The sequence below is a fragment of the Nocardioides sp. YIM 152315 genome (assembly GCF_029210375.1).
Lineage (GTDB): Bacteria > Actinomycetota > Actinomycetes > Propionibacteriales > Nocardioidaceae > Nocardioides.
The window spans coordinates 468727-492631 of the sequence record NZ_JARGER010000037.1 but is presented as its reverse complement, the minus strand read 5'-3'; the positions used below and the strand labels follow the sequence as shown (position 1 = coordinate 492631).

Below are 23905 nucleotides of genomic sequence, written 5' to 3'. Positions count from 1 at the left end.
GGTTACCTCTCTCTCGTGATGGTGGTGGTCCGCAACGCGGAGGCGCCGAGCTCGACGACGACCTCCTCCGCACGGTGGCAGGCGACGGCCCGGCCGTCGTCGAGCGCCCGCAGGGCCGGCACGTCGCCACACACCTCGGCGGCGTACGGGCACCGACCGGCGAACGCGCAGCCCGTCGGTGGGTGGCGCGGGTCCGGCAGCTCGCCGGAGAGCCGGATCCGCTCCCGGGTCCGCTGGATGCGCGGGTCGGCGACGAGCGCCGCCGAGAGCAGCGCCGCGGTGTAGGGGTGCCGAGGGGCGGCGAAGAGCTCCTCGGTCGGCGCCTGCTCGACCAGCGTGCCGAGGTACATCACCGCCACCCGGTCGGCGACGCTGCGCACCACGGCGAGGTCGTGGGTGATGAAGAGGCAGGCGAGGCCGAGGTCGGCGATCAGCTCCGAGAGCAGCGACAGGACCTGGTTCTGGCTCGACACGTCGAGCGCGCTGACGGACTCGTCGGCGACGAGGAGTCGGGGCCGGAGCACGAGGGCCCGCGCGATCGCGATCCGCTGCCGCTGCCCGCCGGAGAACTCGTGGGGGTAGCGGTCGGCGTGATGGGCGTGCAGGCCGACCCGCTCCAGCATCTCGACGACCTTGCGCCGTCGCTCGTCGCCGCGGTCGCGGGTGTGGACGACCAGCGGCTCCGCGATCGCCTCCCCGATCGTCATCGACGGGTCGAGCGAGGAGTAGGGGTCCTGGAAGACCATCTGCGCGTCGCGCCGCGCCCGCCGCAGCTCGCGTCCGCGGATCGCGGTCAGCTCCTGGCCGGACAGCTCGACGGTGCCGGCCGACGGGCGCGTGAGCTGGAGGATGCCCCGGGCGGCGCTGGACTTGCCCGACCCGGACTCGCCGACGAGCGCGACGACCTCCCCGGCCCGGACGTCGAGGTCGATGCCGCGCACGGCCGCCATGTGGCGGCGTACGCCGACGCGGTAGCTCACCTCGAGGCCACGGACCCTCAGCAGCGGCGTCTCGCTCCCCGGCCTGCTCATCGCGCCACCGCCACGTCACCCTCGCGCAGGTCGAGCTCGTCGGCCCGGACGCACCGTACGCCGCGGGCGCCGTCCGCCCGCCACGGCACCGGCCGCGAGCAGTCCGGCTGCCGGTGCGGGCAGCGCGACGCGAAGCGGCAGCCGGTCGGGAACTCGCTGGGCAGCGGCGGCGAGCCCGGGATCACCTGGAGCTCGCCGACGCGGTCGACGCGGGGCAGCGAGCGCATCAGGCCGGCGGTGTAGGGGTGCCGTGGCCGGTCGAAGAGCGTGAAGCACTCGGCGTGCTCGACGACCTGACCGGCGTACATGACGACGACGTCGTCGCACGCCTCGGCGACGACGCCGAGGTCGTGGGTGACGAGCAGGACGCCCATGCCGAGCTCCGTGGCGAAGTCCCGCACCAGGTCCAGGATCTGCGCCTGGATCGTGACGTCCAGCGCCGTCGTCGGCTCGTCCGCGATGAGCAGCTTGGGCTCCGTGGCCAGGGCCATCGCGATCATCACGCGCTGCCGCATGCCGCCGGAGAACTCGTGCGGGTAGTCGTCGAGCCGCTGCGCCGCCCGCGGGATGCCGACGAGGTCGAGCACCTCGACCGCGCGCGCTCTCGACCGCGCCTTCGACCACCCGCGGTGCCGCCGGACGACCTCGGTGAGCTGGGTGCCGACGGTGAACGCCGGGTTCAGGCTCGTCATCGGCTCCTGGAAGATCATCGCCGCGTCGTTGCCGCGCACGTCGGCCATCTGCCGTTCGTCGAGCTCCATGAGGTTGCGGCCGTCGAGCCGGATCTCCCCGGACGCGATCCGGCCGTTGTCGCCGCCGACGAGGCGGAGCAGCGAGAAGCAGGTGACCGTCTTGCCGGAGCCGGACTCCCCCACCAGCGCCACCGTCTGACCGGCGCGCACGTCGAAGGACACCCCCGTCACGACCGGCTGCCAGACCCCGTCGACCCGGAACTCGACCGCGAGGTCTCGCACGGACAGCAGCGGCTCGTCGTCCGTCGTCACGCGCGTCCCCTCTCGCGGCCGACCGAGTCGGCCAGCCCGTCGCCGGTCACGTTGCAGGCGAGCACGCAGAGCACGATCGTCGTCGCCGGGACGATGAGCGGCCACGGCGTGTAGAACCACGCGGCCCGTCCCTCCGAGAGCATGCTGCCCCAGCTAGGGTCCGGCGCCTGCACGCCGAGGCCGAGGAAGCTGAGCGACGCCTCGGCGAGGATCGCGAAGCCGAAGGCGATGCTGATCTGCACGGCCAGCGGAGCGAGCACGTTGGGCAGCACGTGCCGTCGCAGCAGCCAGTGCGTCGGCGTGCCGATGCTGCGTGAGGCCTCGATGTAGGTCTCCTCGCGCACGGAGAGGGTCGCGGCCCGCACGATGCGGTAGAAGCGCGGCACGAAGACGATGCCGATGGCGAGCATCGCGTTGGTGAGGTTGGGGCCCATGACGCCGACGATCGCCAGCGCCAGCAGCAGGGGCGGGAAGCTGAGCAGCGCGTCGGCGGCGCGGGAGAAGACCGCGTCCCACCAGCCCTTGAGGAGCCCGGCCACGAGGGCCGGCACGACGCCGACGACCAGGCCGACCGTCACCGAGGTGATCGCGGCCTGCGCGGCGACGCGGGCGCCGAAGATCAGCCGCGAGAGCGTGTCGCGGCCGAGGGTGTCGGTGCCGAGGAGGTGGTCGGGCGAGCCCGGCGGCAGCCGACGGGCCTGCAGGTCCTGGGCCAGCGGGTCGTGCGGGGCCAGCCACGACGCGGCGATCGCCGTCACCAGCCAGGCCGCGAGCACGAGCAGCGCGAGCCGGGTCACCCACGAGCGCAGGAACCGGCGCCGGAAGCGCCGGCCCGGCGACTCGTGGCGGGCGGGCACGAGCGCCGGCCCGTGCTCCTCGACCGGAGCCGACTCCACGGCCGGGGGGAGGAGGCCGTCGGGCTTGTCGACCAGGGACATCAGGCGTCGCCTCCGCGCGGGTTGAGGTAGCCGTAGGTGATGTCGACCAGCAGGCTCGCCGTCACGGCGATCAGCACCGCGAAGACGACCATGCCCTGGATGGCGGGGAGGTCACCGGCGAGCACCGACTGGACCGCGAAGTCGCCGAGGCCCTTGACGCCGAAGACCGTCTCGATCACCGCGGTCCCGCCGAGCAGGTAGCCGACCTGGAGGCCGACCACGGTGACGACCGGCATCATCGCGTTCTTCAGGGCGTGCTTCCAGACGACCGACCCCGGCAGCATCCCCTTCGCCGTGGCCGTGCGGACGTAGTCCTGCCGCAGCACGTCGGCCAGCGACGCGCGCAGCTGACGGGCGATCTCGGCCGCGGCGACGACGCCGAGCGCGAACCCGGGCATCAGCAGGTGCTGCAACCAGGGCCAGAACCCGTCGGCGAGCGGCTGGTAGCCGGTCGCGGGCAACCAGCCGAGCTGGATGCCGACCACCAGGGTCAGCAGCAGGCCGAGCACGAAGTTGGGTGTCGCGAGGCCGAGCGTGCTGCCCACGGTCACGGCCCGGTCCTGCCAGCGGCCGGCCCGCCGGCCGGCGAGCACGCCCGCCGGGATGCCGATCAGCAGCGCGAAGACCATCGCCACGACCGTGATCGACAGGGTCACCGGCAGCCGGTCGAGGAGCAGCTCGGTGACCGGCGTACGGAACGTGAAGCTGGTCCCCAGGTCACCGTGGGCCAGCCCCGAGAGGTAGTTCCAGAACTGCTCGTGGACCGGGAGGTCGAGGCCGAGCTGCGTGCGCACGGCCTCGACCTGCTCGGGGCTGGCGCTCTCCCCGGCGATCCGTTGAGCCGGATCGCCGGGGATCAGGAACACCAGGCTGAAGGTGAGCAGCGAGACGATGACGAGCAGCGGGACGATCGTCAGCAGCCGGCGACCGACCAGCTGCAGCACCCGTCGGCTGCGCACCGCTGACGCCATCACGAACCCCTTCGGTCAGCCCACGAGCCCGACGCCGCGGAACTCGCTGATGCCGATCACCGGAGGCTCGTAGCCGACCACCTCGGAGGTGCACACGGTGCCGACCTCGTTGAAGGTGAGCGGGGCCACCGCGCCGGCCTCGAGGACCGTGGCCTGCACGGCGTCGAGCGCCGTCCCGCGCTCCGCACGGTCGTCGATCGCGTTCGCCGCGGCCAGGGCCTGCTCGAACCCGTCGGGCGAGACGTGCGAGACGTTCTGCACCGCGTCGGCGGCGAAGTACGACGTGAAGAGCATCGACGGGTCCGGCCGACCGGTCCACCCGGTGATGACGGCGTCGCCCTCACCCTTGAGGAACGTCATGCTGAGGTCGGCCGGCGGCAGCGCCTTGATCTCCATCGTGATCCCGACCTTGGCGAGCTGGTCCTTGACCACCTCGGCCGTCGTCACGAACTGCGGGATCGTGAGCGTCAGCGCCGTGAAGGACACGTCGTCGGCGTTCGCCTCGGCCAGCAGCTCCTCGGCCTTGTCGGGATCGTAGGAGAGCAGGTGCGCGGTCTCGTCGTTCGGCACGAAGAAGTCCGCCGGGAAGAGACCCTCCGACGCCTCGCCGTGACCCTCCTGGGCCGCCTGCAGCACGGCGTCGCGGTCGATGGCGTGGTTGATCGCCTGCCGCACGAGCGGATCGGCGAGCGCGCCCTTGCCCTGGTTGAAGAAGAGGATGGTCTGCGTCAGCACCGAGCGGGACTTCACCTCGGCGTCGGGGATCTGCCCGGCCGGGTCGATCATCCCCGGGCTCACCAGGGCGCAGTCGGACTGGCCGGAGCTGAGCGTGTTGAGGGCGGTCTGCGGGTCGGTGATCACCGAGACGTCGATGCCGGCCACCGGGAGCGCGTCCGGGTCCCAGTAGTCGTCGACGGCGACGAACTGGTAGCTCGAGCCCGGCTGCACCTCGCCCAGCGTGAACCGGCCGATGCCGTCGGGCTGGGTGGCGAGGCCGGCGGCCTTGTCCTGGGTGGCGAACGCGGACGGGTTGACCATCATGCCGGCCAGGTCCGAGAGGGTGAGCAGCATCTCCGCGCCCGGCTGGGACATGTCGATGCGGACGGTCTCGTCGTCGACGACCTCGACCCCGGAGATGGTGGCGAGCTGCGCCGCCGCGATCGAGTCCGGCTCCGTGGCGCGCTCGAGGTTGGCCTTGACCGCATCGGCGTCGAATGCCGTGCCGTCGCCGAAGGTCAGGCCCGTGCGCAGGTGCAGGGTGAGCTGGGTCAGGTCGTCGGAGTACTCCCACGACTCGGCCAGGCCGGGCACGGGTTCGCCTTCGGTGTTGGTGTGGACGAGGCGGTCGTAGACGTAGTTGAGGAGGATGAAGTCCGAGCTCGACACCGTCTTGTGCGGGTCGAAGGAGATGACGCCTCCCGAGGTGACGTAGCGCAGGACGCGCGAGGTGTCGACGTCCGCGCTCCCGCCGTCACCGTTGTCGCCGCCGTCGCTGGTGCCGCCGCAGGCGCCGAGAAGTACGAGGCACGAGACGACGAGCGCGATTGCTGTTCGCTTCACTGCAGGGCTCCTTGTCGGTAGGCCGGGTCGGGGGCCCGGGCCGTGCCCGCCCGATCGGGCTGGTGCGCCCCGTCACGCCGGGGCAGTTGGATGGTCCGCGTCCGAGCCCGCGCAGGGGCCTGATGTCCCAGTGGCTGGGAGTGCTCGGGGCCGGTCAGCGCAGGAGGCGGGCGGCGAGGTCGTCGAGGTGCGCGAGCGCACCGGATTCGTCGGTGTCCGGGAGGGACCACACCGCCTCCGTGATGCCGCTCTCCGCCCAGGCGTCGAGAACCTCCGGGCTCGGCTTGAGGGCGCGCACCTCCGGCGCGCCGTCCCGGCCGGCCTCGGCCCAGGCCGCGCGCAACCGGTCCACCTGGGCGGGCAGGTCGGTGTCGAGCGGCGTCGTCAGCCAGCCGTCGGCGTTCGCCGCGATCCAGGCGAAGGTCTTCGGCCCGGCCTGGGCGCCGATGAGCACCGGCAGCCGGGGCTGCACGGGCTTCGGCCAGGCCCAGCTGGCCTCGAACGACACGAACTCGCCGTCGTACGACGCCTCCTCCTGCTCCCACAGCGCCCGCATCGCGCCGAGGTACTCGCGCAGCACGGTGCGTCGTCGCTCGGGGGGTACGCCGTGGTCGGCGAGCTCGTCGAGGTTCCAGCCGAAGCCGGCACCCAGGCACACCCGACCACCGGAGAGGTGGTCGAGGCTCGCGATCGCCTTGGCCAACGTGATCGGGTCGTGCTCGACCGGGAGCGCCACCGAGGTACCGAGCTGGATGCGCGTCGTGACGGCGGCCGCGGTCCCCAGCGCGACCCACGGGTCGAGCGTGCGCAGGTAGCGGTCGTCCGGCAGCGACTCACCGCCCGTCGCGGGGTGGGGTGCGCTGCGACGCACGGGGATGTGGGTGTGCTCGGGGACGTAGAACGTGTCGAAGCCACGCTCCTCGGCGGCCGCCGCCGCCACGGCGGGACGGATCCCGCGGTCGCTGGTGAAGAGGGAGATTCCATGCCTCATGCGCTGCAACGTAGGGACGGGCCGGCCCGCCGAACGGCGCGGCCCACTCAGTGGGAGTCCGTCCCCGACGCCGACCCGCCCGAAACTTTCGGGCGGGTCGGCGCGAAGTTTCGGGCGGGTCGGCGGAGGGTCAGAACCAGGCCCCCGTGTGGTTCGCGAGCAGCTGGTCGAGCACCTCGGGCGACCAGCCGTCGACCGGGTCGTCGGCCCGGCACGCCCGCCGCGCGGTCGCGATGTCGGCGGCGACCCGATCGACCGCCGCCCGCACCAGCGGCGCGAGCTGCTCGAGCGGCGCCTGCCGGTCGCCGACCACCGAGACCGCCGCCAGCGGTCCCTCGGAGGTGCGCACGGCACTGGCGACGCACGCGATCTGCTCGAAGCACTCCCCGCGCTCGAAGGCGATGCCGTTGCGCTGCCGGATGCGGTGCAGCTCCTGGTGCAGCACGGCGCCGTCGGCGATGGTGCGGTGGGTGTTGCGGCGCAGCGCCCCCGCCAGCCGGATGTCCACCTCCTCGGCGGGCAGCCAGGCGAGCAACGCCTTCCCGAGCGCCGTCGTGTGCGCCGGGATCCGGCCACCGACCCGGGAGGGCACCGCGAACGCGAAGCGGCCGCCGACCTTGTCGAGGTACGCGACGTCGGCGCCCTCGTGCACCCCGAGGTGCACGACCATGCCGGTGCGCATCGCCAGCTCGTGGAGGACCGGTGCCGAGACCCCACGCAGGTCGAGGTGGTCGTGGTCGCAGGTCGCGAGACTCCGCGTGCGGGAGCCGAGACGGTAGCCGAGCTCGTCGCGCTCGACCCAGGCGAGCTTGATCAAGTGGTCGAGGATCCGGTGCGCGGTCGACCGGGCGAGGCCGGTGCGGGTGCACACGGCCTCGAGCGACAGCCGGTCGTGGATGCCGTCGAAGGCGTCGATGATCGACGTCATCCGCTCGATCATCGACGGCGACGGACGGGGCTCGACGACGCGCTCGGGCTCGGTGGCGACCATCGACTGCCTCCTCGGTGACGGCGCGAGCAGGGTCCTCGCGACTCCCTGGGTATTTCGAACCGTAACAGTGAGGTTCGTCATATGGCATGGGTTCGGGACACCGGGGCTCCACGGCTTCGGGTCCCGCGGGCCGCGCTCCCGGCCACCGGAAGGAGCGGACCACGAGGGGTCCTCGCGTCCTACGGTCGCACTCGTGAAGTACGCCGTCATCGCCCCGACCGCCGCCGGCACGACCGCCGACCCCGCCTGGATGTCGGCCTGGGTCGAGCACGTGGAGGCCTGCGGGTTCGAGTCCGTCGTGGTCGTCGAGCACGCCGTCGTGGTGCGCCGCTACGACAGCACCTACCCCTACGACCCGTCCGGGAAGATGGAGCTCGCCGACGACGTCGACGTGCCCGACCCGCTCGACCTGCTGGCGTTCCTCGCCGCTCGCACCTCCACGCTCGGGCTCGCCACCGGCGTCCTCGTGCTCCCGAACCACCACCCGGTCGTGCTCGCCAAGCGGGCGGCCACCCTCGACGCGCTCTCGGGAGGTCGACTCCGGCTGTGCGTCGGCATGGGCTGGATGCGGGAGGAGATCGAGGCCTGCGGCACCGACTTCGACTCCCGCGGACGCCGGGCCGACGAGCAGCTCGAGGTGCTGCGCACCCTGTGGACCGGCGGCCCGGAGGGCGTCGACCACCACGGCGAGTTCTTCGACTTCGACCGGGCGGTGTGCCGACCCCGTCCCACGCAGGCGGACGGCGTCCCGATCCACATCGGCGGGCACAGCCGGGCCGCCGCGCGGCGGGCCGGACGGTACGGCGACGGCTTGCAGCCGCTCGGCGTGGCCGGTGACGACCTCGCGGCGCTGGTCCGGCTGATGCGCGAGGAGGCCGACCGCGCCGGGCGCGACCCCGACGACCTCGAGCTCTCGCTCGGCCACCTCGTCCCGCGCATCGACGCGGGACGGGCCGAGCGGCTGGCCGCGCAGGGCGCCACCCGCGTCGTGCTCGCCGCCTCGCCGCACGCCGACCTCGACCAGGCGAAGGACGAGCTGTCCGCGTGCGCCGAGCGTCTGGGGCTGACCCCGGCGTGACCGCCGGTCTCGACCCCGCCGACCGACTCGCGGTGACCGAGCTGGCGCACCGGTACGCCGCCGGCGTGGACGACCTCGACCCCGACGCCGTGGCCGACCTCTTCACCCCGGACGCGGTGCTCGTCGCGCCCGACCCACCCCGGCACCTGGACCCGGTCACCGAGCACCACGGGCGCGACGGCGTACGCGCGGCGCTCGCCGCGCTCGCTCCCTTCCGCCGCACGGTGCACGAGGTGACGGGCGTGGTCGTCGACGCGGTCGCCGCGGACACCGCCACGGGCCGGGTCACCGGGGTCGCCCACCACTATCTCGAGCGTGCCGACGGTCTCACCGACATCCGGTGGCGGGTGCGCTACGACGACCGCTACGTCCGCACCGAGCGCGGCTGGCGGATCGCGAGGCGGGCCGTGACCGTGCTCGCCCTCGAGACCGTCCCGGTGCGACAGGCTCGCGGCCACGAGCCGCCGGAAGGAGCAGCAGATGGCTGAGGACCAGGCGAGGATCAGCGTCGTCACCGGCGGGGCCCTCGGCATCGGGGGCGCGATCACCCGGAGACTCGCGCGCGACGGCGACCACGTCGTGCTGGTCGACGTCGACGAGACGGCCGCCCAGGAGACCGCCGACGAGGTGCGCACCGCGGGCGGGACCGCCACCGCGCTGGTCGGCGACGTCACAGACCAGGACACCGTGGACCGGATCGCCGCCGTCGTCGCCGGGCTCGGACGCGTCGACGTGCTGGTCAACAACGTCGGCGACTTCCGGCCGGCGTCGAAGACCTTCCTGCACAGCACGCCCGCCCAGTGGCAACGGCTGCACGACCTCAACTTCGGACACGTGCTGGCCGTGACGCACGCGCTCCTCCCGCGGATGGTCGAGCAGGGCGGGGGCGCGATCGTCAACAGCTCGACCGTGGAGGCGTTCCGCGGCATCCCGGGCCATGCGACGTACTCCGGCTACAACGCCGCGGTCTCGGCGTTCACCCGCAGCCTGGCGATCGAGGTGGGCAGGTACGGCGTCCGCGTCAACGCCATCGCACCCGACCTCGCGGACACCGAGCAGACCCCGGCGGCGGCGATGCTGCGCGGTCGGGACGCGGGCCAGGTGCCGCTCTGGGTGCCGCTGGGCCGCTTCGGCCGGGTGGAGGACTACGCCGACGTCGTGGCCTTCCTCGCCTCCGACGACGCGCGCTTCGTGACCGGTCACACCGTCCCCGTCGACGGCGGGACGCTCGCGGCGTCGGGGTGGTACGCGCGTGAGGACGGCAAGGGCTGGACGAACATGCCCGATCACCCCTGACCGGCCGCCCGGGACGTCCCGAGCGGCGCCGCGACCGCGCGGGTCCTGCTACGGTGTCGAAACTTGAGCAAGCGCTTGGGAGGTTTCGATGAGCATCGACGCGGCCGCGCGACCGGGGCCCCGCCCGGGCGTCTTCGACCGGATGACCCAGATCCTGGACGTCTTCTTCACCCACGAGGGCCGGCTGCTGCTCGACGACGTCAGCCTCGCGACCGGCCTGCCGCGGTCCACGACGTTCCGGATGCTCAGCCAGCTCGTCGAGCTGCACTGGCTCGAGCACACCGACCGGGGCTACCGGACCGGAGTGCGGGCGCGCGCGCTGCGCGCCCCCGACTCCGAGGAGCTGCGCTGCGCCGCGGCGCCGGTGCTCAACGAGCTGCACCTGCGCACCCGGGCGGTCGCCCACCTCTCGGTCCTCGAAGGCCCGGTCGTCCGGTACCTCGACAAGATCGGCGGCGCCGCGTCCTCCAGCATGCCGAGCCGGGTCGGCGCCCGGCTGTCGCCGGACCGGACCGTGAGCGGCAAGTGCCTGCTGGCCGAGCTGCCGCCCGAGGACGTCGACACCCTGCTGACGATCGAGGCCGGGAGGGAGCGCAGCACCGCCCAGCTCGCCGAGCTCCACCGGGAGCTCGACCAGATCCGCACCCGGCGCGGGCTCGCCATCGACGCCGCCGAGCAGTGCGGCATGGGGATCACCGCGGTCGCCGCACCGGTCCACGGGTCCCGCGGTCTCGTCGGGAGCATCTCGCTCGCCTCGCGCGACGGCGCCCCGGCCCGCGACCTCGCCCCGCTGGTGGTCGTCGCCGCCCGCACGGTCTCGCGCACCCTCGGCTTCGTCCCCCGCTCGTCCCGGCACGCCGCGCCCGTCTGATCGCCGACCCGCCCGAAACTTTCGGGCGGGTCGGTCCCACCGGGCGGAACCGACGCGACCGCGCGCGCTCGGGTTCGCGACGATCGCCGCGACCCGTCACCGACCCGGAGGGTGAGCACCCATGAGCGCGGCGCCCCAGGTCGCCCCACCGACCGCCGGCCACGTCCCCCTCGGCGCGGTCCTCGGCCACCACGCCGACCGGCACCCCCACCGGACGGCCGTCGTCTGCGGCGAGGACGGCGTCGACTACGCCGAGCTCGACCGCCGTTCGACGGCCGTCGCCGAGCTGCTGGTCGAGCGCGGCGCTGCGCCCGGGAGCACGGTGGTGATCGGCCTACCGAACGGCGTCGACTTCTTCGTCGCGACGTTCGCGACCTGGAAGGCGGGCGCCGTACCCCTGCCGCTCTCCAGCGCGCTGCCGGCACCCGAGCGCGACGCGCTGATCGCGCTGGCGAGCCCGTCCGTGGTCGTCGGGCTCCCGGCGACCGACCGGACCGCGGTCACCGCGGACGAGCTCGCCGCCCGCGCGCGGACCGGGCCGACCGGCGCGACCCCGCTGCCCGCGCGCACCGGCGAGCAGCCGTGGAAGGTCATCGGCTCCGGCGGGAGCACGGGTCGACCGAAGCTGATCGTCGCCGGTCGCCCGGCGCGCACCGACCCCGAGCAGGAGCAGTACACGATCCGGCCGGGCGACGTCGTGCTCGCCCCCGGCCCGCTCTACCACCAGGGGCCGTTCATCTTCACCACCGCCGGGCTGTTCCTCGGCAACACGGTGATCACCCAGCCAAGCTTCGACGCGGCCGGCACGCTCGAGCTCGTCGAGCGGCACGGCGTCACCTGGGCCTATCTCGTGCCGACGATGACCCACCGGATCTGGCGACTGCCGGCACCGGTACGCGAAGCCGCCCGGCTCGACTCGCTGCGCCTGCTGGTGAGTACCGGGGCGCCCTGGGCGGGCTGGCTCAAGCGAGCCTGGCTGGAGTGGCTCGGGCCGGACCGGGTCCTCGAGATGTACGGCGGCACCGAGGAGCAGGGCGGCCTGAGCATCACGGGGCGGGAGAGCCTGGCCCACCCCGGCGCGGTCGGCCACGCCCACGACGGGGTCCGCGTCGTCCGCCCCGACGGCGGCCCGGCGGCCGCCGGCGAGGTCGGCGAGCTCGTCTTCCGCCGCCGGGAGACGGCCGGCCACCGCTACGTGGGCGCCGAGGCGTCCGACGCGGCCTGGCGCGGGTACGGCGACCTCGCCCACGTCGACGCCGACGGGTACGTCCACCTCGCCGACCGTCGCACCGACCTGATCGTGTCCGGCGGCGTCAACGTCTACCCCGCCGAGGTCGAGAGCGCGCTCGAGGCGCACCCGGCCGTCGTCGGTGCCGTCGTGGTCGGCCTCCCCGACGACGACCTCGGCCAGCGCGTGCACGCCGTCGTGCAGGTCGAGACACCGGGTGCCGTCGATCCCGAGGAGCTGCGCGACCACGTGCGCACCCTCATCGCCGGGCCGAAGGCGCCCCGGACCATCGAGCTCGTCACCGAGTCCTTGCGCGACGACGCCGGCAAGGTACGCCGGTCGGCGATCCGCGACGCCCGGATGCCCGCCCCGGACGGTGCCCGATGACGCTGGTGCGCGGGGTCCTGGACGTCGGCATCGTGGTCTCCGACCTCGACCACGCGCTCGCGATCTACCGCGACGCGCTCGAACTCCCCGTCGCCGCGCGCATGGACGTCCCCGGAGTCGGCGAGCTCGTCGCCCTGGAGGCCGGCCGCAGCCGGCTCCGGCTGGTCCGGCTCACCGACCCGCCCCCGCACCAGGTCGTGCCGGGCGGCGTCCGCGGCGGTGCGAGCGGGATCCGGTACGTCGGGCTCGAGGTCACCGACCTCGCCGCACGCCACGCCGCCTGCACCCGTGCCGGCGCCACGACGGTCATGCCGCCGACCACCATCGGCCCGACGCTGGTCTGCACCCTCGCCGACCCCGACGGCACCTGCATCGAGCTGATGGAGCGCCTCCCGTGACGGTCCGCACCGAGCTGCACGGCGCCGTCGCGGTGCTGACCCTGGACCGCCCGGAGCGCCGCAACGCCCTCGACCCCGCGACCGTCGACGCGCTCGTCGCGGCCATCGACGCCACCGCCGCCGACGCCGCGATTCGGGCAGTCGTGCTGACCGGTGCGGGCGACCGGGCCTTCTGCGCGGGCATGGACCTCACCGGCGTCGGCCCGACGGGCCCGACGAGCGCGCCGCCGCGCCCCGGGCGCAGCCGCTATCTCCAGCTGCTCCGCGACGGTGGTCCCAAGCCGATCGTCGCCGCGGTCAACGGCGCCGCCGTCGCCGGCGGACTCGAGCTCGCGCTCGCGTGCGACCTCGTCGTGGCGGCCGACCACGCCCGGTTCGCCCTCCCCGAGGTCGCGCGCGGCCTGGTGCCCGGCGCGGGCGGCACCCTGCTGCCGCAGCGGATCCCGGCCGCGCTCGCCCGCGAGCTCGCCCTCACCGGCGCGATGTTCTCCGCCGCCTGGGCCCGGGACGCCGGACTGGTCAACCGGGTGCTGCCGGCCTCCGAGGTGCTGCCCGCGGCGATCGAGCTCGCGGGCCAGGTCGGGGCCAACAGCCCCTGGGCGGTGCGCCGGACCCGCGGACTGCTCCGCTCGGCGTACGCCGGCGACCCCGTGGCGCTCTGGGACGAGATCGACGCGGTCACCGCGCAGGCGCTCTCCGGCCCCCACGCGCGTGAGGGTGCGGCGGCGTTCCTCGAGCGCCGGGCTCCGGTCTGGCCCGCCGACGGCTGACCCGGCGTCGCACCGGTTCCTGTGGGTGGAACTGGGGCCGAGCGCCGCGCCCGCGCTCCCTAGCGTGACGCGCACCACAGCCGTCCCGAGGAGCCCCGATGCACGTCGACCCCGACCGCGTCCGTCGCGCGTTCACCCCCGTCGCCCGCCCCGAGCTAGTCCGCGACCTCTACTCGCCGGACGAGGTCGGCCGCCTCTTCGGCGTGCTGCGCGACCACGGCCCGTGGTCGTTGATCGCCGCCCAGACCTTCGCCAGCGCCGAGGAGTTCCTGGCCGTCGCCGGCGGAGGCGGTGCCCGCGGCGACGTGAGCCTGGCCGACCTGATCACCCCGACCTTCCGCGGCTACTTCGCCCAGCAGGCCGTGTGCCTCTACGACGAGGTCCAGGAGGTCTTCTACAGCACCAAGCTGCTCGAACGCGTGAAGGAGATGTTCGGCGCGCGCTACGGCCTGCCCGCCCAGTTCTTCTTCAACCTGCGCGCGCCCGCCCGCAGCCTCGACGCCGGCCACTTCGACCCGCAGGTCTGGCGCGGCATGGACATGGTCAAGGTGCCGGTCTGGTTCTCGACGGTGATGGCCAAGTCCGGCCTCTTCGACCGGTGGGAGGTGCGCACGGGCCAGGTGATCACGTACTTCTACCGCTCGCCCGAGGATGGCGGCTTCACCTACTGGCCCGACGGGCCGGCGCAGCCGCCCGCACGCTTCCCGGCGCCCTTCTGGAACGACGCCGTGGTCGTGCACAACCCCCGGATGTACCACCGCGGTGAGGCGAGCGGGCCGGTCGCCCTGCGCGCGAACCCGACCGGGATGAGCCTCGAGACCGTGATCGCCGCGGATGGCGAGGACTGGGTGCTGCGCAACGGCGACGAGGTCATCGCCCGCCACGACGCGAGCGCGATGCGCTTCCTCTTCCACTACGGCGCCCGCGTCTTCGACGACCTCGACGAGGTCCGTGCCTACTACGACCACACCGACGACCTCACGATGGACCGCGCGCTCGGCCTGATCGTCGACGACCTGCGCGGCCACGGCCTCGACCTCGAGGTCCCCGACGACCCCTTCGACGACCCCGCGTTCGTGCGCACCCTCGCCGACGCGTACGCCGTCAGCCCCACCTCCTACCCGGCGGAGGCTCCGGTCGACGCCGTGCCCGCCTGACCTGTTCGACCGCCCGACCGCTCGACCACCCACTCCCGAGGAGGGTCCAATGACCCGCACCACCCCACGCCCGCTCAGACCGTCGCGCAGGCTGGCCCGCTCCACGGCCGTCCTGGCCGCGCTCGCGCTGCTGACCACGCTCGCCGCCTGCGGCGGCGACCCGGACCCGGACTCGTCCGAGTCCGCCGGCGTCGACCTCAGCAACCTGAAGGAGGGCTACCTGCCCGGATCCGTCCCCGACCCCGACGCCGAGCCGGTCGCCGGCGGCTCGGTGAAGTGGGCGGCGTTCGCCGAGCCGGCGTCGCTCGACCCGAAGGTCACCATCGCCGCGCTGACCACCGGCGGCGTCGAGATGCTCAACATCTACGACACCCTGCTGCGCTACGACACCGAGACCCAGGACTTCGCGCCCCAGCTCGCCGAGGGCATCGAGAGCGACGACAACCGGACCTGGACGCTGACGCTCCGCGACGACGTGACGTTCTCCGACGGGACCCCGCTCGACGCGGCCGCGGTGCAGGCGAGCCAGGAGCGGTACGCCGACGGCGGACCGGAGTCCGCGCTGTGGAACGCCAACGTGCGGTCCGTGGAGACCCCGGACGACCAGACGGTGGTCTACACGCTCGAGAAGCCGTGGGCCCAGTTCCCCGGCATGCTGACGACCGGTCCCGGCATGATCGTCGCCGCGAGCGCCGGCGACGGGGAGTCCTTCGAACCGGTCGGCGCCGGTCCGTTCACGCTGGAGGAGTGGCGCCCGCAGGAGTCGATCCGGCTGGCCGCCAACGCGGACTACTGGGCAGGGAAGCCGGCGCTGGACTCGCTGGAGGTCGTCTTCCTGCCGAGCCCGGACGCCGCCATGGACTCCTTCGACTCCGACAGCGTCGACATGATCTTCGTCCGCGAGCCCGACCAGGTGCAGGAGATGCTCGCGGGCCGGCCGCACGGGTACGTCAACTTCACCGCGGTCCAGAACAGCGCCCTGATCAACGCCAGCAAGGGGCGCCCCGGCGCCGACGTCCGGGTGCGCCAGGCGCTCCAGCTCGCCATCGACCCGCAGGTCGTCACCGAGCGGGCGTTCGGGGTCGCGGAGGGCGGCTCCTCGACGGTCTTCCCGGAGTACTCCCGGTGGCACGGGGACGCCTCCGGTCTCCCCTACGACCCGGAGCGGGCGAAGCAGCTGCTCGAGGAGGCCAGGGCCGACGGGTTCGACGGCAGGATCCGCTACGAGGACATGAGCGATCCCGGGTCGCGCGCCACGGCGCTGGCGCTGAAGGCGCTGTGGGAGTCGGTCGGCTTCGAGGTCGAGACCCACCTCTTCCGCAGCGTCGCCGACATGATCACCGCCGTCGCCGTCGAGCGCGACTACGACGTGGTCGCCTGGGGCCACTCCTTCCGCGAGGCCGACCCGCTCCCGAAGATGTACGCGCTGCTGCACAGCGGCGGCTCGCAGACCTACGACGCGCACACCAGCCCGGAGATGGACGCCCTGCTCGACGAGTTCCAGGTCGCGCCCGACTTCGACGCCCAGCACGCGGTGATGCAGGAGATCCAGGAGCAGATCGACGAGGAGGTCCCCTTCCTCGCCCTGGGCCCGTACGCCGAGCTGCTCGTCTGGCACGACGAGCTCAACGGCGTGGTCGGCACGGCCAACTCGATGGTCTCCTTCGCCGGGGCCTGGAAGGACTGAGCGGCGCCCCGGGACGGCGGCTTTACCGGTCACTTGACCGGTAAAGCCGTCGGGCGTACTGTACCGGTACAGCCCAGTCCATGAGCCCGAGGAGGAGCCATGACGTTCGACCCGATCGCCGCCGACCTGGCCGTCCGGGCAGCCCGCGCCCAGGCCGGCAGCGCCCGACCCGACGCGCCGGTCCTGCCGGACCCGACCCCGCGTGCCCCGCGCGCCGCCGCCACCCGCACCCGCCTGGCCGCCCGCCTCCACGGTCTCGCCCGCTGGGTCGAGCCGACCCCGCGTCGCACCTGCCAGCCGGGCTGACCGGGTGCCGCCCACCGCGGCTGGGAGGACCGGCGATAATGGCTCTCCCATGGCCAAGGTGACCCTCCAGTCGATCGCGGACCGCGTCGGCGTCAGCCGGATGACGGTGTCCAACGCGTTCTCGCGACCCGACCAGCTCTCCGCGGAGCTGCGCGAGCGGATCCTGGCCGCCGCCGACGAGCTCGGGTACGTCGGGCCCGACCCGGCGGCCCGAGCGCTCGCGCGCGGCCGGACCGGATCGGTCGGCCTCATGCTCAACGACCGGATCAGCGAGGCCTTCGAGGACCCGATCGCGGCCGAGTTCTTCGCCTCGGTCGCGGACCGCCTGGCCGACAGCGGGTTCGCGCTCACGCTGCTGACGCCACGCACCTCCGCCGACTTCGTGCCGTCGCGCGACGTGGCGATGGACGGCGCCCTCGTCTACATCTGCGAGCCCGACTCGGTGGACCTCGCGTGGCTCGACCGGCGCGGTCTGCCGCAGGTGTCGATCGACCAGAACAAGCGCGGCAGCGTCACGAGCGTCAACGTCGACGACCGCGGCGGCGCCCGGGCGGCCGCTCAGCACCTCGTGGACCTCGGCCACACCTCGATCGGCATCCTGACCCTGGAGAGCATCGCGGGCCCGCTGTCGCAGAGCTACCCGGCGACCCAGCGGATGCTCGGGTGGCGCGACGCCCTCGACCCCGCCGGGATCGGGCCGCGCATCGTGACCGCCCCCTATCGGCCGGCCGCGACGGCGTACGACGTCGCCGTCGGGCTGCTCGAAGCCCCCGGCCGGCCGACCGCGGTGCTCTGCTTCTCCGACGCCTTCGCCTTCGGCGTGATCCGCGCCGCCGAGAAGCTCGGCCTCGACGTGCCCGGCGACCTCTCGGTCGTCGGCTTCGACGACAGCCCCGTCGCCGAGGTCACGCGCCCGCCGTTGACGACCGTCCGCCAGGACGTCGCCCGCAAGGGCGAGCTCGCCGTCGCCGCCCTCCTCGCCACGATGCGCGGCCAGGAGCAGCCCGAGGACGTGCGGCTGCCGACCGAGCTCGTCGTCCGCGCGAGCACGGCCGCGCCACGCGCCGCGACCTGACCCGGCTCAGGTCGCGATGAAGAGGATCTCGTCGCGACCGTAGGACATGCCCGGGTGGGCGTCGGCGAGGTGCCGCTGGGTCAGCTCGACCAGCTCGTCCTCGTCCTTGCCCACGATCTGCTCACCGCAGGGACAGCTCAACCGCGTCTTCATGGCAGCAGGGTAGGCCCCGACGGGCGGAGGCGCCCGGGCGACGTATCAGCGCCGGCCCCCGTCGCTCCTCCCGATGAGTCCGATCCGTCCACGGGTCGGACTCACCACGGATGCAGGCTCGTCGGAGAGGATCGGTACGACGCGATGGCGGTGAGCACGATCGCGCCCCCGGCGTCCCGCCGCATCGTCGGCGCGGACGTGGTCCGCGAGCTCGCGCAGGTGCTCGGCGCGTTCCTCCTCTACAACCTCGGCCGGATGCTCGCCGCCGACGACCTCGGCAGGGCCGACGCACACGGGCGCGGCATCGTCGACGCGGAGCGCTGGCTCCGACTGCCCACCGAGGCGTCGCTGCAGGCCTGGGCGCTCGGCCACGACTGGCTGATCGACCTCGCGAACCGCTACTACGTGTCCGTCCACTTCCCACTGACGATCGCGGTGCTGGTGTGGCTGTTCCGCTACCGGCGCCCGACGTACACCTGGGCCAAGCGGGCACTGCTGGTCGCCACCGGCGCCGCGCTGGTCTTCCACGTGCTGGTGCCGGTGACGCCGCCGCGACTCCTGTCGTCGCTCGGCATGACCGACACCGGCCACGCCGGTGGGATGTCGATCTACCAGGCACCGGTGCTCGCCAGCTTGTCCAACGAGTACGCCGCGATGCCGAGCCTGCACGTCGGCTGGGCGCTGCTGCTGGCGGTGGCGCTGGTCGCCGCGTGCCGCACCCGGTGGCGCTGGCTGTGGCTCCTGCACCCGCTGGCGACGCTCTTCGTCGTCGTCAGCACCGCCAACCACTACTGGCTCGACGGGCTGGCCGGCACCGCGCTCGTGCTCGGCGCGCTGTGGCTGACGCGGCCGCGGACGCGGCTGTAACGGTGGATCGTGGGATCTTCTCCCCCGTTATGACGGGTCAGCAGATCCCACGAGCCACCGTTACACCTCCGACCCCGACTCAGCCCTCGGCGTCGAGCGCCTCCGCGACCCGGCGGTGCGCCGCCCAGATCTCCTCGGGCAGCCGGTCGAACTGCCGGAGGTGCTCCGAGCGGAAGCCCATCTCCTGGCGCCACCGCTCGACGTCGATGGTCAGGATCGCCTCGAGGTCCTCGGGCGTGATCTCGACGCCCTCGAGCTCGAGCTCCTCGACCGTCGGCAGGACGCCCACCGGGGTCGGGCGTCCGGAGACGTCGCCGTCCTTGAAGCGGCACAGCCACACCAGCGCGCGCAGGTTGTCGCGGTAGCCCGGCCACCGGAAGTGGCCGTCCTCGCCGCGCTGGAACCAGTTGACGTGCGCGAAGATCGGCTGCTCGCTGGCCGAGCCGATGATCTTCAGCCAGTGCGCGGCGTAGTCGCCCTCGGAGTAGGCCATGAACGGCCGCATCGACATGGGGTCGTAGCGGAGCTGGCCGTCGAGGCCGTCGGCGGCGAAGGTCGCCTCGGCGCCGAGGGTGAGTCCGTCGTACACGCCCTCGGCGAGGTCCGCGATCGCGCGGACCAGCGGCTCGCGGTCGCTGGTGCGGCCGCCGAAGATGATCGCGTCGATCGGGACGCCGACCGGGTCCTCGAAGTTGTCGGCGACGTTGGGCACGTTCGCGAGCGTGGTGGTGAAGCGGCTGTTGGGGTGCGCCCACGGCGAGTCGTCGCCGGCCTCGCGCTCCGAGATCAGGTTGCCCTTCCAGTCACGCCAGCCGGTGACGTCCTCGGGCTGGTGCTTGGTCTTGCCCTCCCACCAGACCTCCTGCGTCGTCTCGTTGTAGGCGACGTTCGTGAAGATGACGCCGGTGCCCTCGTCGATCGAGTCGAGCGCGGTCGGGTTGGTCTTCTCGTTGGTGTCCTTCGCGACGCCGAAGACGCCGAACTCGGGGTTCATCCCGTAGACCCGGCCGTCGTCGCCGACCCACAGCCACGCGATGTCGTCGCCGTAGAAGTCCACGCGGTAGCGGTCGCCCAGCGCGTCCGGCGCGAGGGTCATCGCGAGGTTGGTCTTGCCCGACGCGCTCGGGAAGCCGCCGCAGACGTGCCAGCGCTTGCCGGTCTCGTTGTCGGTGATGCCGAGCAGCATGAACTGCTCGGCGAGGAAGACCCCGGACGCCCTTCCGTCGTAGCAGGCCTGCCGCAGGCCGTGGGCGATCTTGCCGAGCAGCGCGTTGCCGCCGTACGACGAGCCGAAGTGGAGGATCGTCCGCTCGTCGGCGATGGTCGCGAAGTAGCGCTGGTCGTCGGGGGTGCCCTGGCCGAGGTTCGGGAGGTCGCCGGTGACGTGGACCGCGCGCACGAAGCTGTCGGGGTCGTCGAGCTGGTTGAGGTACTTCGCGCCGACGCGCGACATCCGGATCATGTGCAGCACCACCGGCCGGCAGTCGGTGAGCTCGACCCCGGCGGCGTAGGGCTCCAGCGGGGATCCGGGAGGCGCCATCAAGTAGGGGATGACGTACATCGTCTTGCCGGCCGAGGCACCGCGCATGCGCTCGGTGAGCAGCTCGGTCATCTCGGCCGCGGGCTTCCAGTTGTTGTAGACGCCCTGGTCGTCCTCCTTGCTGGTGGCGACGACGGTGCGCTCCTCGGAGCGCGCGGTGTCCTTGTGGTAGCTGCGTGAGTAGTAGCGACCCTCGCCCGCCGGCAGCAGCTCGCCTGCGTCGAGCGCCTCCTGCACCAGCCGGGCGTCGTCGGCGGCACTCACGACCTCGATGCGGCCGGGCTGCGTGACCGCGGCCCACTGGGCCACATAGTCCCGCACCCGCGGGTTCGTCAGTCCTGCCTCGTCCAGCGCGCTGTCCACGTCGACCATGTCCGTCGCAACCTCTCGATCCCCTCGGCGAATGTCGGGACCGTACCCAACATCGCGCCGCGCGTGGAGGCGGGGTGGGTCAATGTGCTCCAAATCCCAATGATTACTGGTCTTTCGTCTTGCGGAGGCCTAAGTGAGGGCCTCCCTGGACGCCCTGCGGCACGTCGCTCTCAGGCGGTCGCCCGGCGGCGGCCCAGCACCAGGATCGCGATGCCGGCGAGCAGCGCGAGGGTGCCGGCGGCGTACCCGACGATCGGCACGACGGTCTCGATCAGGCGCAGGCTCGCGACGTTCGAGTTGGCCTCGTCGACGTTGTCGGCGACCTGGTCGTCGGTGAATGCGAGATCCATCTCGAGGAGCTTGCCGACGCCGTCGCCGACGCGCTCCTGATGCACGACCTGCCGGATGATCGCGCCGGTGCGCGGCTCGACGTAGTAGTCGGTCGTCGCGGCGTAGCTGCCCTGGATGCCGTCGAGCACCTCGACGTCGTCCGCGTCGACCGCGGCCACGTAGTGGTAGGTCTCGAGGCCGTCGATCTCCTCCACCCCCTCGTACGTCGCGTCGATCGCCTCGCCCACCAGGCCGTCCCAGACGGGATAGGTCTTCTTCTCGGCGCCGAACGGCCACTTGTTCTGCAGGCCCTCGGTCTGCGGCGTGTCCGGAGGCAGGTAGCCGTCGTTGACGACGGTCAGCGCCGTGCGCCGGTCGGTGGCGAAGGCCTCGACCTCGGCGCTGATCAGCCGGCCCTCGGGGTCCTCCGCGTCGACGCAGCCGTCGATGTCGTCCTCGTCGCGGACGACGCACAGCGAGGCCGCCCACACCGCGACGTCGTCGTCGGACACGTCGGAGTCGATCCGGTTCGTGCTGAACGCGAGCACGGGCGTCGGGTCGCCGGCGACCTCGGCCTCGCCCGAGAGGTACGTCGTGTTGTCGGTGTCCAGCGGCGTGCGCTCGACCTGGCCCGGCGCCCAGACCTGGGCGAGGACGGCGGCGACGACGAGGAAGGTGCCGAGGCCGATGAGGAACGGGCCGACGAGCTTGCGCATGAGCTGATGACTTCCGTGACGATCCGGTGGCGGCGTGCGGGGTGACGCGACCAGTGGGTAAACCGGTGAGTAACCCTAGACGCAGGCCGTCACCACCGGACGGGGTGAGTCCGCAATCACACGCGCCGGGCTCCGAACGAATGCCGGTGCGCCCGCGCGTCCGTGTGGCGGATGGTGCGCGAGTGACGGAGACTGTCGTGGTGGAACGCAGCCACACGCACCGTCGACCCGTCATCCTCGGCCTGGCCGGGGCGGCGGCGCTGGGCGCTGCCACCGCCGCGACCAAGCTCGCCGCGACCCTGTCCGACGAGGACCCCTCCGGCGCCCCGCGCCTCGAGCTCTCCTCCGACTCCTCGGTCGGCGAGCTGACCGTGCGCCTCGGCGACGACCTGCTGCCGGCGACGGCGGCCGGCACGTGGCGATCCCGCGAGCTCGGCACCTCGACCCACTCCATGGTCGGCTTCACCTGGACCGGGCGTCGCGACCCGAAGGTCCACCTCCGCTCCCGGGTGCGCGGCACGTGGACCCCGTGGCGCCCCGCGCCCCTCCTGCACGACGAGCCGGACGCCGGGGCGGCGGAGCGGTCCGCGACCCGGGGCACCCACCTGCTGTGGATCGGACGGTCCGACGGGATCGACATCCGCGTCGACGGCCACCGTCCCGACGACCTCTCCCTGGTGCTCCTCCACCCGCGCCGGCTCCGCGGCGACGCGACGGTCCACCCCGACGTGCGCTCGGCGACGACGGGACCCCGCGGCCGACGCGCCCGGGCGCGTCGGCGCGCGGTCACGAAGCCCGCGATGCTGACCCGCAGGAAGTGGGGTGCGGACGAGAGCTGGCGATCCAGCAGGCCGCGCTACAACTCGACGCTCCAGCAGGTGCACGTCCATCACTCCGCGAGCGGCAACGACTACTCCGAGGCCGACGTACCGGCCCTGCTGCGCGGCTTCTACCGCTACCACACCAAGAGCCTCGGCTGGTCCGACATCGGCTACAACTTCCTCGTCGACAAGTGGGGACGCATCTGGGTCGGCCGGGCCGGGGGGCCGCAGAAGCTCGTGCGCGGTGCCCACACCCTCGGCTTCAACGCGACGTCGACCGGCATCTGCGTGATCGGCAACTACGACGCGGCCGCGCCGACCCCGGAGATCATCTCCGCGGTCGCGTCGATCGCCGCGTGGAAGATCACGCCGTTCGGGCTCGACCCGCTCGGCGTCGCGAGCGTCACCTCCGAGGGCAGTGACAAGTTCCGCGCGCGGCGCACCGTGACCCTGCCGGTCATCGACGGGCACCGCGACACCAACGACACCGCCTGCCCCGGCAGCCAGCTCTACGCACAGCTCCCCGCGATCCGGGAGGCGACTCGCCAGATCATCGCCGCCGGCACCGCTCCGCCGCCCCCGATCGCCGAGGTGACGCCGTCGGTCATCGGCGGCTCGACCGCGCTCGGACAGACGCTCACCGTCACCCCGGCGACCTTCACCCCCGCGGACGCCGCCGTCGCGGTCGCCTGGCTGCGCAACGGCGCCGCGATCCCGGGTGCGACGGGCACGGCGTACACCACGACGGCCGACGACGTCGGTGCGACGATCGGCGTCCAGGTCACGGCCACCCGCGCGGGCTACACCGCGGCGACCTCGACGGCGGCCGCGACGGCGGCCGTGACGACCGCGACCAGGATCGTGGTCAAGACCAAGCGGCTCCGGCGCAAGGCCGCGGTCGGCGTGAAGGTCCGCGCATCCGGCACCTCGGCCCGTCCGAGCGGCACGGTGACGGTGAAGCTGCGCCGCCAGACCGCGACGCTGACGCTGAACGCCAAGGGCAACGCCGTCGCGAGGTTCGCGGTGGTGAAGGCCGGGTGGGCCCGGGCTACGATCACCTACTCCGGCGGGCCGGGGTTCGACGCGTCGTCCGGCCGGGCGAGGGTCGCCGTCCTCCGGCGCAAGCGCGGCAAGCGCGGGAAGCATGGCAAGGGCGGCAAGGGCGGCAAGGGCGGCAAGGGCGGCAAGCGCTCCTGACCCACGACGAGGGCGCCCGGCAACGTGAAAAGTCCCGCACCGTTGCGGGTGCGGGACTCATGATCGCGCTGCGCGCCCGTAGGGATTCGAACCCCAAACCTTCTGATCCGTAGTCAGATGCTCTATCCGTTGAGCTACGGGCGCATGCCGCCCTCGCGAGCGACTGGTCG

23 protein-coding genes and 1 tRNA gene are annotated in these 23905 nt (G+C 73.1%); 13 read left to right on the top strand and 11 right to left on the bottom strand.

All coding sequences use genetic code 11. The features are described from left to right. Positions 1-2: 2 nt before the first annotated feature. The 7 genes from PZ894_RS13935 to PZ894_RS13905 all read right to left on the bottom strand — a co-directional run bounded on the left by PZ894_RS13935 (position 3) and on the right by PZ894_RS13905 (position 7486). The gene (locus PZ894_RS13935) at positions 3-1031 is read right to left on the bottom strand and encodes an oligopeptide/dipeptide ABC transporter ATP-binding protein (RefSeq protein ID WP_275745638.1); all 1029 of its coding nucleotides are present in this window, start codon (positions 1029-1031) and stop codon (positions 3-5) included. Next, positions 1028-2035, bottom strand: a complete 1008-nt coding sequence (locus tag PZ894_RS13930; protein WP_275745636.1) for an ABC transporter ATP-binding protein — start codon at positions 2033-2035, stop codon at positions 1028-1030. Before PZ894_RS13930 ends, PZ894_RS13935 begins: the two co-directional genes overlap by 4 nt. After that, positions 2032-2973: an ABC transporter permease gene (locus PZ894_RS13925; protein WP_275745635.1), complete on the bottom strand. Its 942-nt coding sequence runs from the start codon at positions 2971-2973 to the stop codon at positions 2032-2034. The genes PZ894_RS13930 and PZ894_RS13925 overlap by 4 nt, the downstream gene beginning before the upstream one ends. After that, entirely contained in the window at positions 2973-3944 is a 972-nt protein-coding gene (locus PZ894_RS13920; RefSeq protein ID WP_275745633.1) for an ABC transporter permease, read from the bottom strand. The genes PZ894_RS13925 and PZ894_RS13920 overlap by 1 nt, the downstream gene beginning before the upstream one ends. A gap of 15 nt (positions 3945-3959) precedes the next feature. After that, entirely contained in the window at positions 3960-5504 is a 1545-nt protein-coding gene (locus PZ894_RS13915; RefSeq protein WP_275745632.1) for an ABC transporter substrate-binding protein, read from the bottom strand. A gap of 154 nt (positions 5505-5658) precedes the next feature. Next, complete coding sequence (locus tag PZ894_RS13910) at positions 5659-6495, bottom strand: LLM class F420-dependent oxidoreductase (RefSeq protein ID WP_275745630.1); 837 nt, start codon at positions 6493-6495, stop codon at positions 5659-5661. 130 nt (positions 6496-6625) lie between these two features. Next, complete coding sequence (locus PZ894_RS13905) at positions 6626-7486, bottom strand: IclR family transcriptional regulator (protein ID WP_275745629.1); 861 nt, start codon at positions 7484-7486, stop codon at positions 6626-6628. 193 nt (positions 7487-7679) lie between these two features. Here PZ894_RS13905 and PZ894_RS13900 point away from each other — a divergent pair, with 193 nt between their 5' ends. The 11 genes from PZ894_RS13900 (at position 7680) to PZ894_RS13850 (ending at position 17739) form a co-directional block, all read left to right on the top strand. Beyond that, positions 7680-8564, top strand: a complete 885-nt coding sequence (locus PZ894_RS13900) for an LLM class F420-dependent oxidoreductase (RefSeq protein WP_275745628.1) — start codon at positions 7680-7682, stop codon at positions 8562-8564. Continuing rightward, positions 8561-9052 (top strand): nuclear transport factor 2 family protein, encoded by a 492-nt coding sequence (locus PZ894_RS13895; protein ID WP_275745627.1) that lies wholly within the window; start codon positions 8561-8563, stop codon positions 9050-9052. Before PZ894_RS13900 ends, PZ894_RS13895 begins: the two co-directional genes overlap by 4 nt. Continuing rightward, complete coding sequence (locus tag PZ894_RS13890; RefSeq protein ID WP_275745626.1) at positions 9045-9860, top strand: SDR family NAD(P)-dependent oxidoreductase; 816 nt, start codon at positions 9045-9047, stop codon at positions 9858-9860. Before PZ894_RS13895 ends, PZ894_RS13890 begins: the two co-directional genes overlap by 8 nt. An 88-nt stretch (positions 9861-9948) precedes the next feature. Then, positions 9949-10731 carry an IclR family transcriptional regulator gene (locus PZ894_RS13885; protein WP_275745625.1) on the top strand — a complete coding sequence of 261 codons (783 nt, stop codon included), beginning with the start codon at positions 9949-9951 and terminating at the stop codon, positions 10729-10731. A 121-nt stretch (positions 10732-10852) separates the two neighbouring features. Continuing rightward, on the top strand, positions 10853-12346 hold the full coding sequence (locus tag PZ894_RS13880) for an AMP-binding protein (RefSeq protein WP_275745624.1): 1494 nt from the start codon (positions 10853-10855) through the stop codon (positions 12344-12346). Next, positions 12343-12744 (top strand): VOC family protein, encoded by a 402-nt coding sequence (locus tag PZ894_RS13875; protein WP_275745622.1) that lies wholly within the window; start codon positions 12343-12345, stop codon positions 12742-12744. The genes PZ894_RS13880 and PZ894_RS13875 overlap by 4 nt, the downstream gene beginning before the upstream one ends. Then, positions 12741-13514 carry an enoyl-CoA hydratase-related protein gene (locus PZ894_RS13870; RefSeq protein WP_275745621.1) on the top strand — a complete coding sequence of 258 codons (774 nt, stop codon included), beginning with the start codon at positions 12741-12743 and terminating at the stop codon, positions 13512-13514. Before PZ894_RS13875 ends, PZ894_RS13870 begins: the two co-directional genes overlap by 4 nt. 98 nt (positions 13515-13612) lie before the next feature. Next, complete coding sequence (locus PZ894_RS13865; RefSeq protein WP_275745620.1) at positions 13613-14671, top strand: hypothetical protein; 1059 nt, start codon at positions 13613-13615, stop codon at positions 14669-14671. Between the two features lie 49 nt (positions 14672-14720). Then, positions 14721-16358, top strand: a complete 1638-nt coding sequence (locus PZ894_RS13860) for an ABC transporter substrate-binding protein (protein ID WP_275745618.1) — start codon at positions 14721-14723, stop codon at positions 16356-16358. A gap of 99 nt (positions 16359-16457) precedes the next feature. Further along, entirely contained in the window at positions 16458-16664 is a 207-nt protein-coding gene (locus PZ894_RS13855) for a hypothetical protein (protein ID WP_275745616.1), read from the top strand. A 49-nt stretch (positions 16665-16713) separates the two neighbouring features. Continuing rightward, on the top strand, positions 16714-17739 hold the full coding sequence (locus PZ894_RS13850; protein ID WP_275745614.1) for a LacI family DNA-binding transcriptional regulator: 1026 nt from the start codon (positions 16714-16716) through the stop codon (positions 17737-17739). Between the two features lie 6 nt (positions 17740-17745). Here the strand turns inward: PZ894_RS13850 and PZ894_RS13845 are convergent, their stop codons facing one another. Next, complete coding sequence (locus PZ894_RS13845) at positions 17746-17892, bottom strand: hypothetical protein (protein WP_275745612.1); 147 nt, start codon at positions 17890-17892, stop codon at positions 17746-17748. A 144-nt stretch (positions 17893-18036) separates the two neighbouring features. On the opposite strand from PZ894_RS13845, the gene PZ894_RS13840 reads away from it, so the two are divergent. Beyond that, entirely contained in the window at positions 18037-18759 is a 723-nt protein-coding gene (locus PZ894_RS13840) for a phosphatase PAP2 family protein (protein WP_275745610.1), read from the top strand. A 79-nt stretch (positions 18760-18838) separates the two neighbouring features. On the opposite strand, the gene PZ894_RS13835 is transcribed toward PZ894_RS13840, so the two are convergent. After that, complete coding sequence (locus tag PZ894_RS13835; protein ID WP_275745609.1) at positions 18839-20671, bottom strand: phosphoenolpyruvate carboxykinase (GTP); 1833 nt, start codon at positions 20669-20671, stop codon at positions 18839-18841. Between the two features lie 170 nt (positions 20672-20841). Then, the gene (locus PZ894_RS13830; protein WP_275745607.1) at positions 20842-21717 is read right to left on the bottom strand and encodes a DUF3068 domain-containing protein; all 876 of its coding nucleotides are present in this window, start codon (positions 21715-21717) and stop codon (positions 20842-20844) included. Between the two features lie 182 nt (positions 21718-21899). On the opposite strand from PZ894_RS13830, the gene PZ894_RS13825 reads away from it, so the two are divergent. Then, positions 21900-23735, top strand: coding sequence for an N-acetylmuramoyl-L-alanine amidase (locus PZ894_RS13825; protein WP_275745605.1), 1836 nt, complete (start codon positions 21900-21902; stop codon positions 23733-23735). Positions 23736-23806: 71 nt separating this feature from the next. Here the strand turns inward: PZ894_RS13825 and PZ894_RS13820 are convergent. Continuing rightward, positions 23807-23879: transfer RNA gene (locus tag PZ894_RS13820), tRNA-Arg, on the bottom strand. Positions 23880-23905 lie beyond the last annotated feature (26 nt).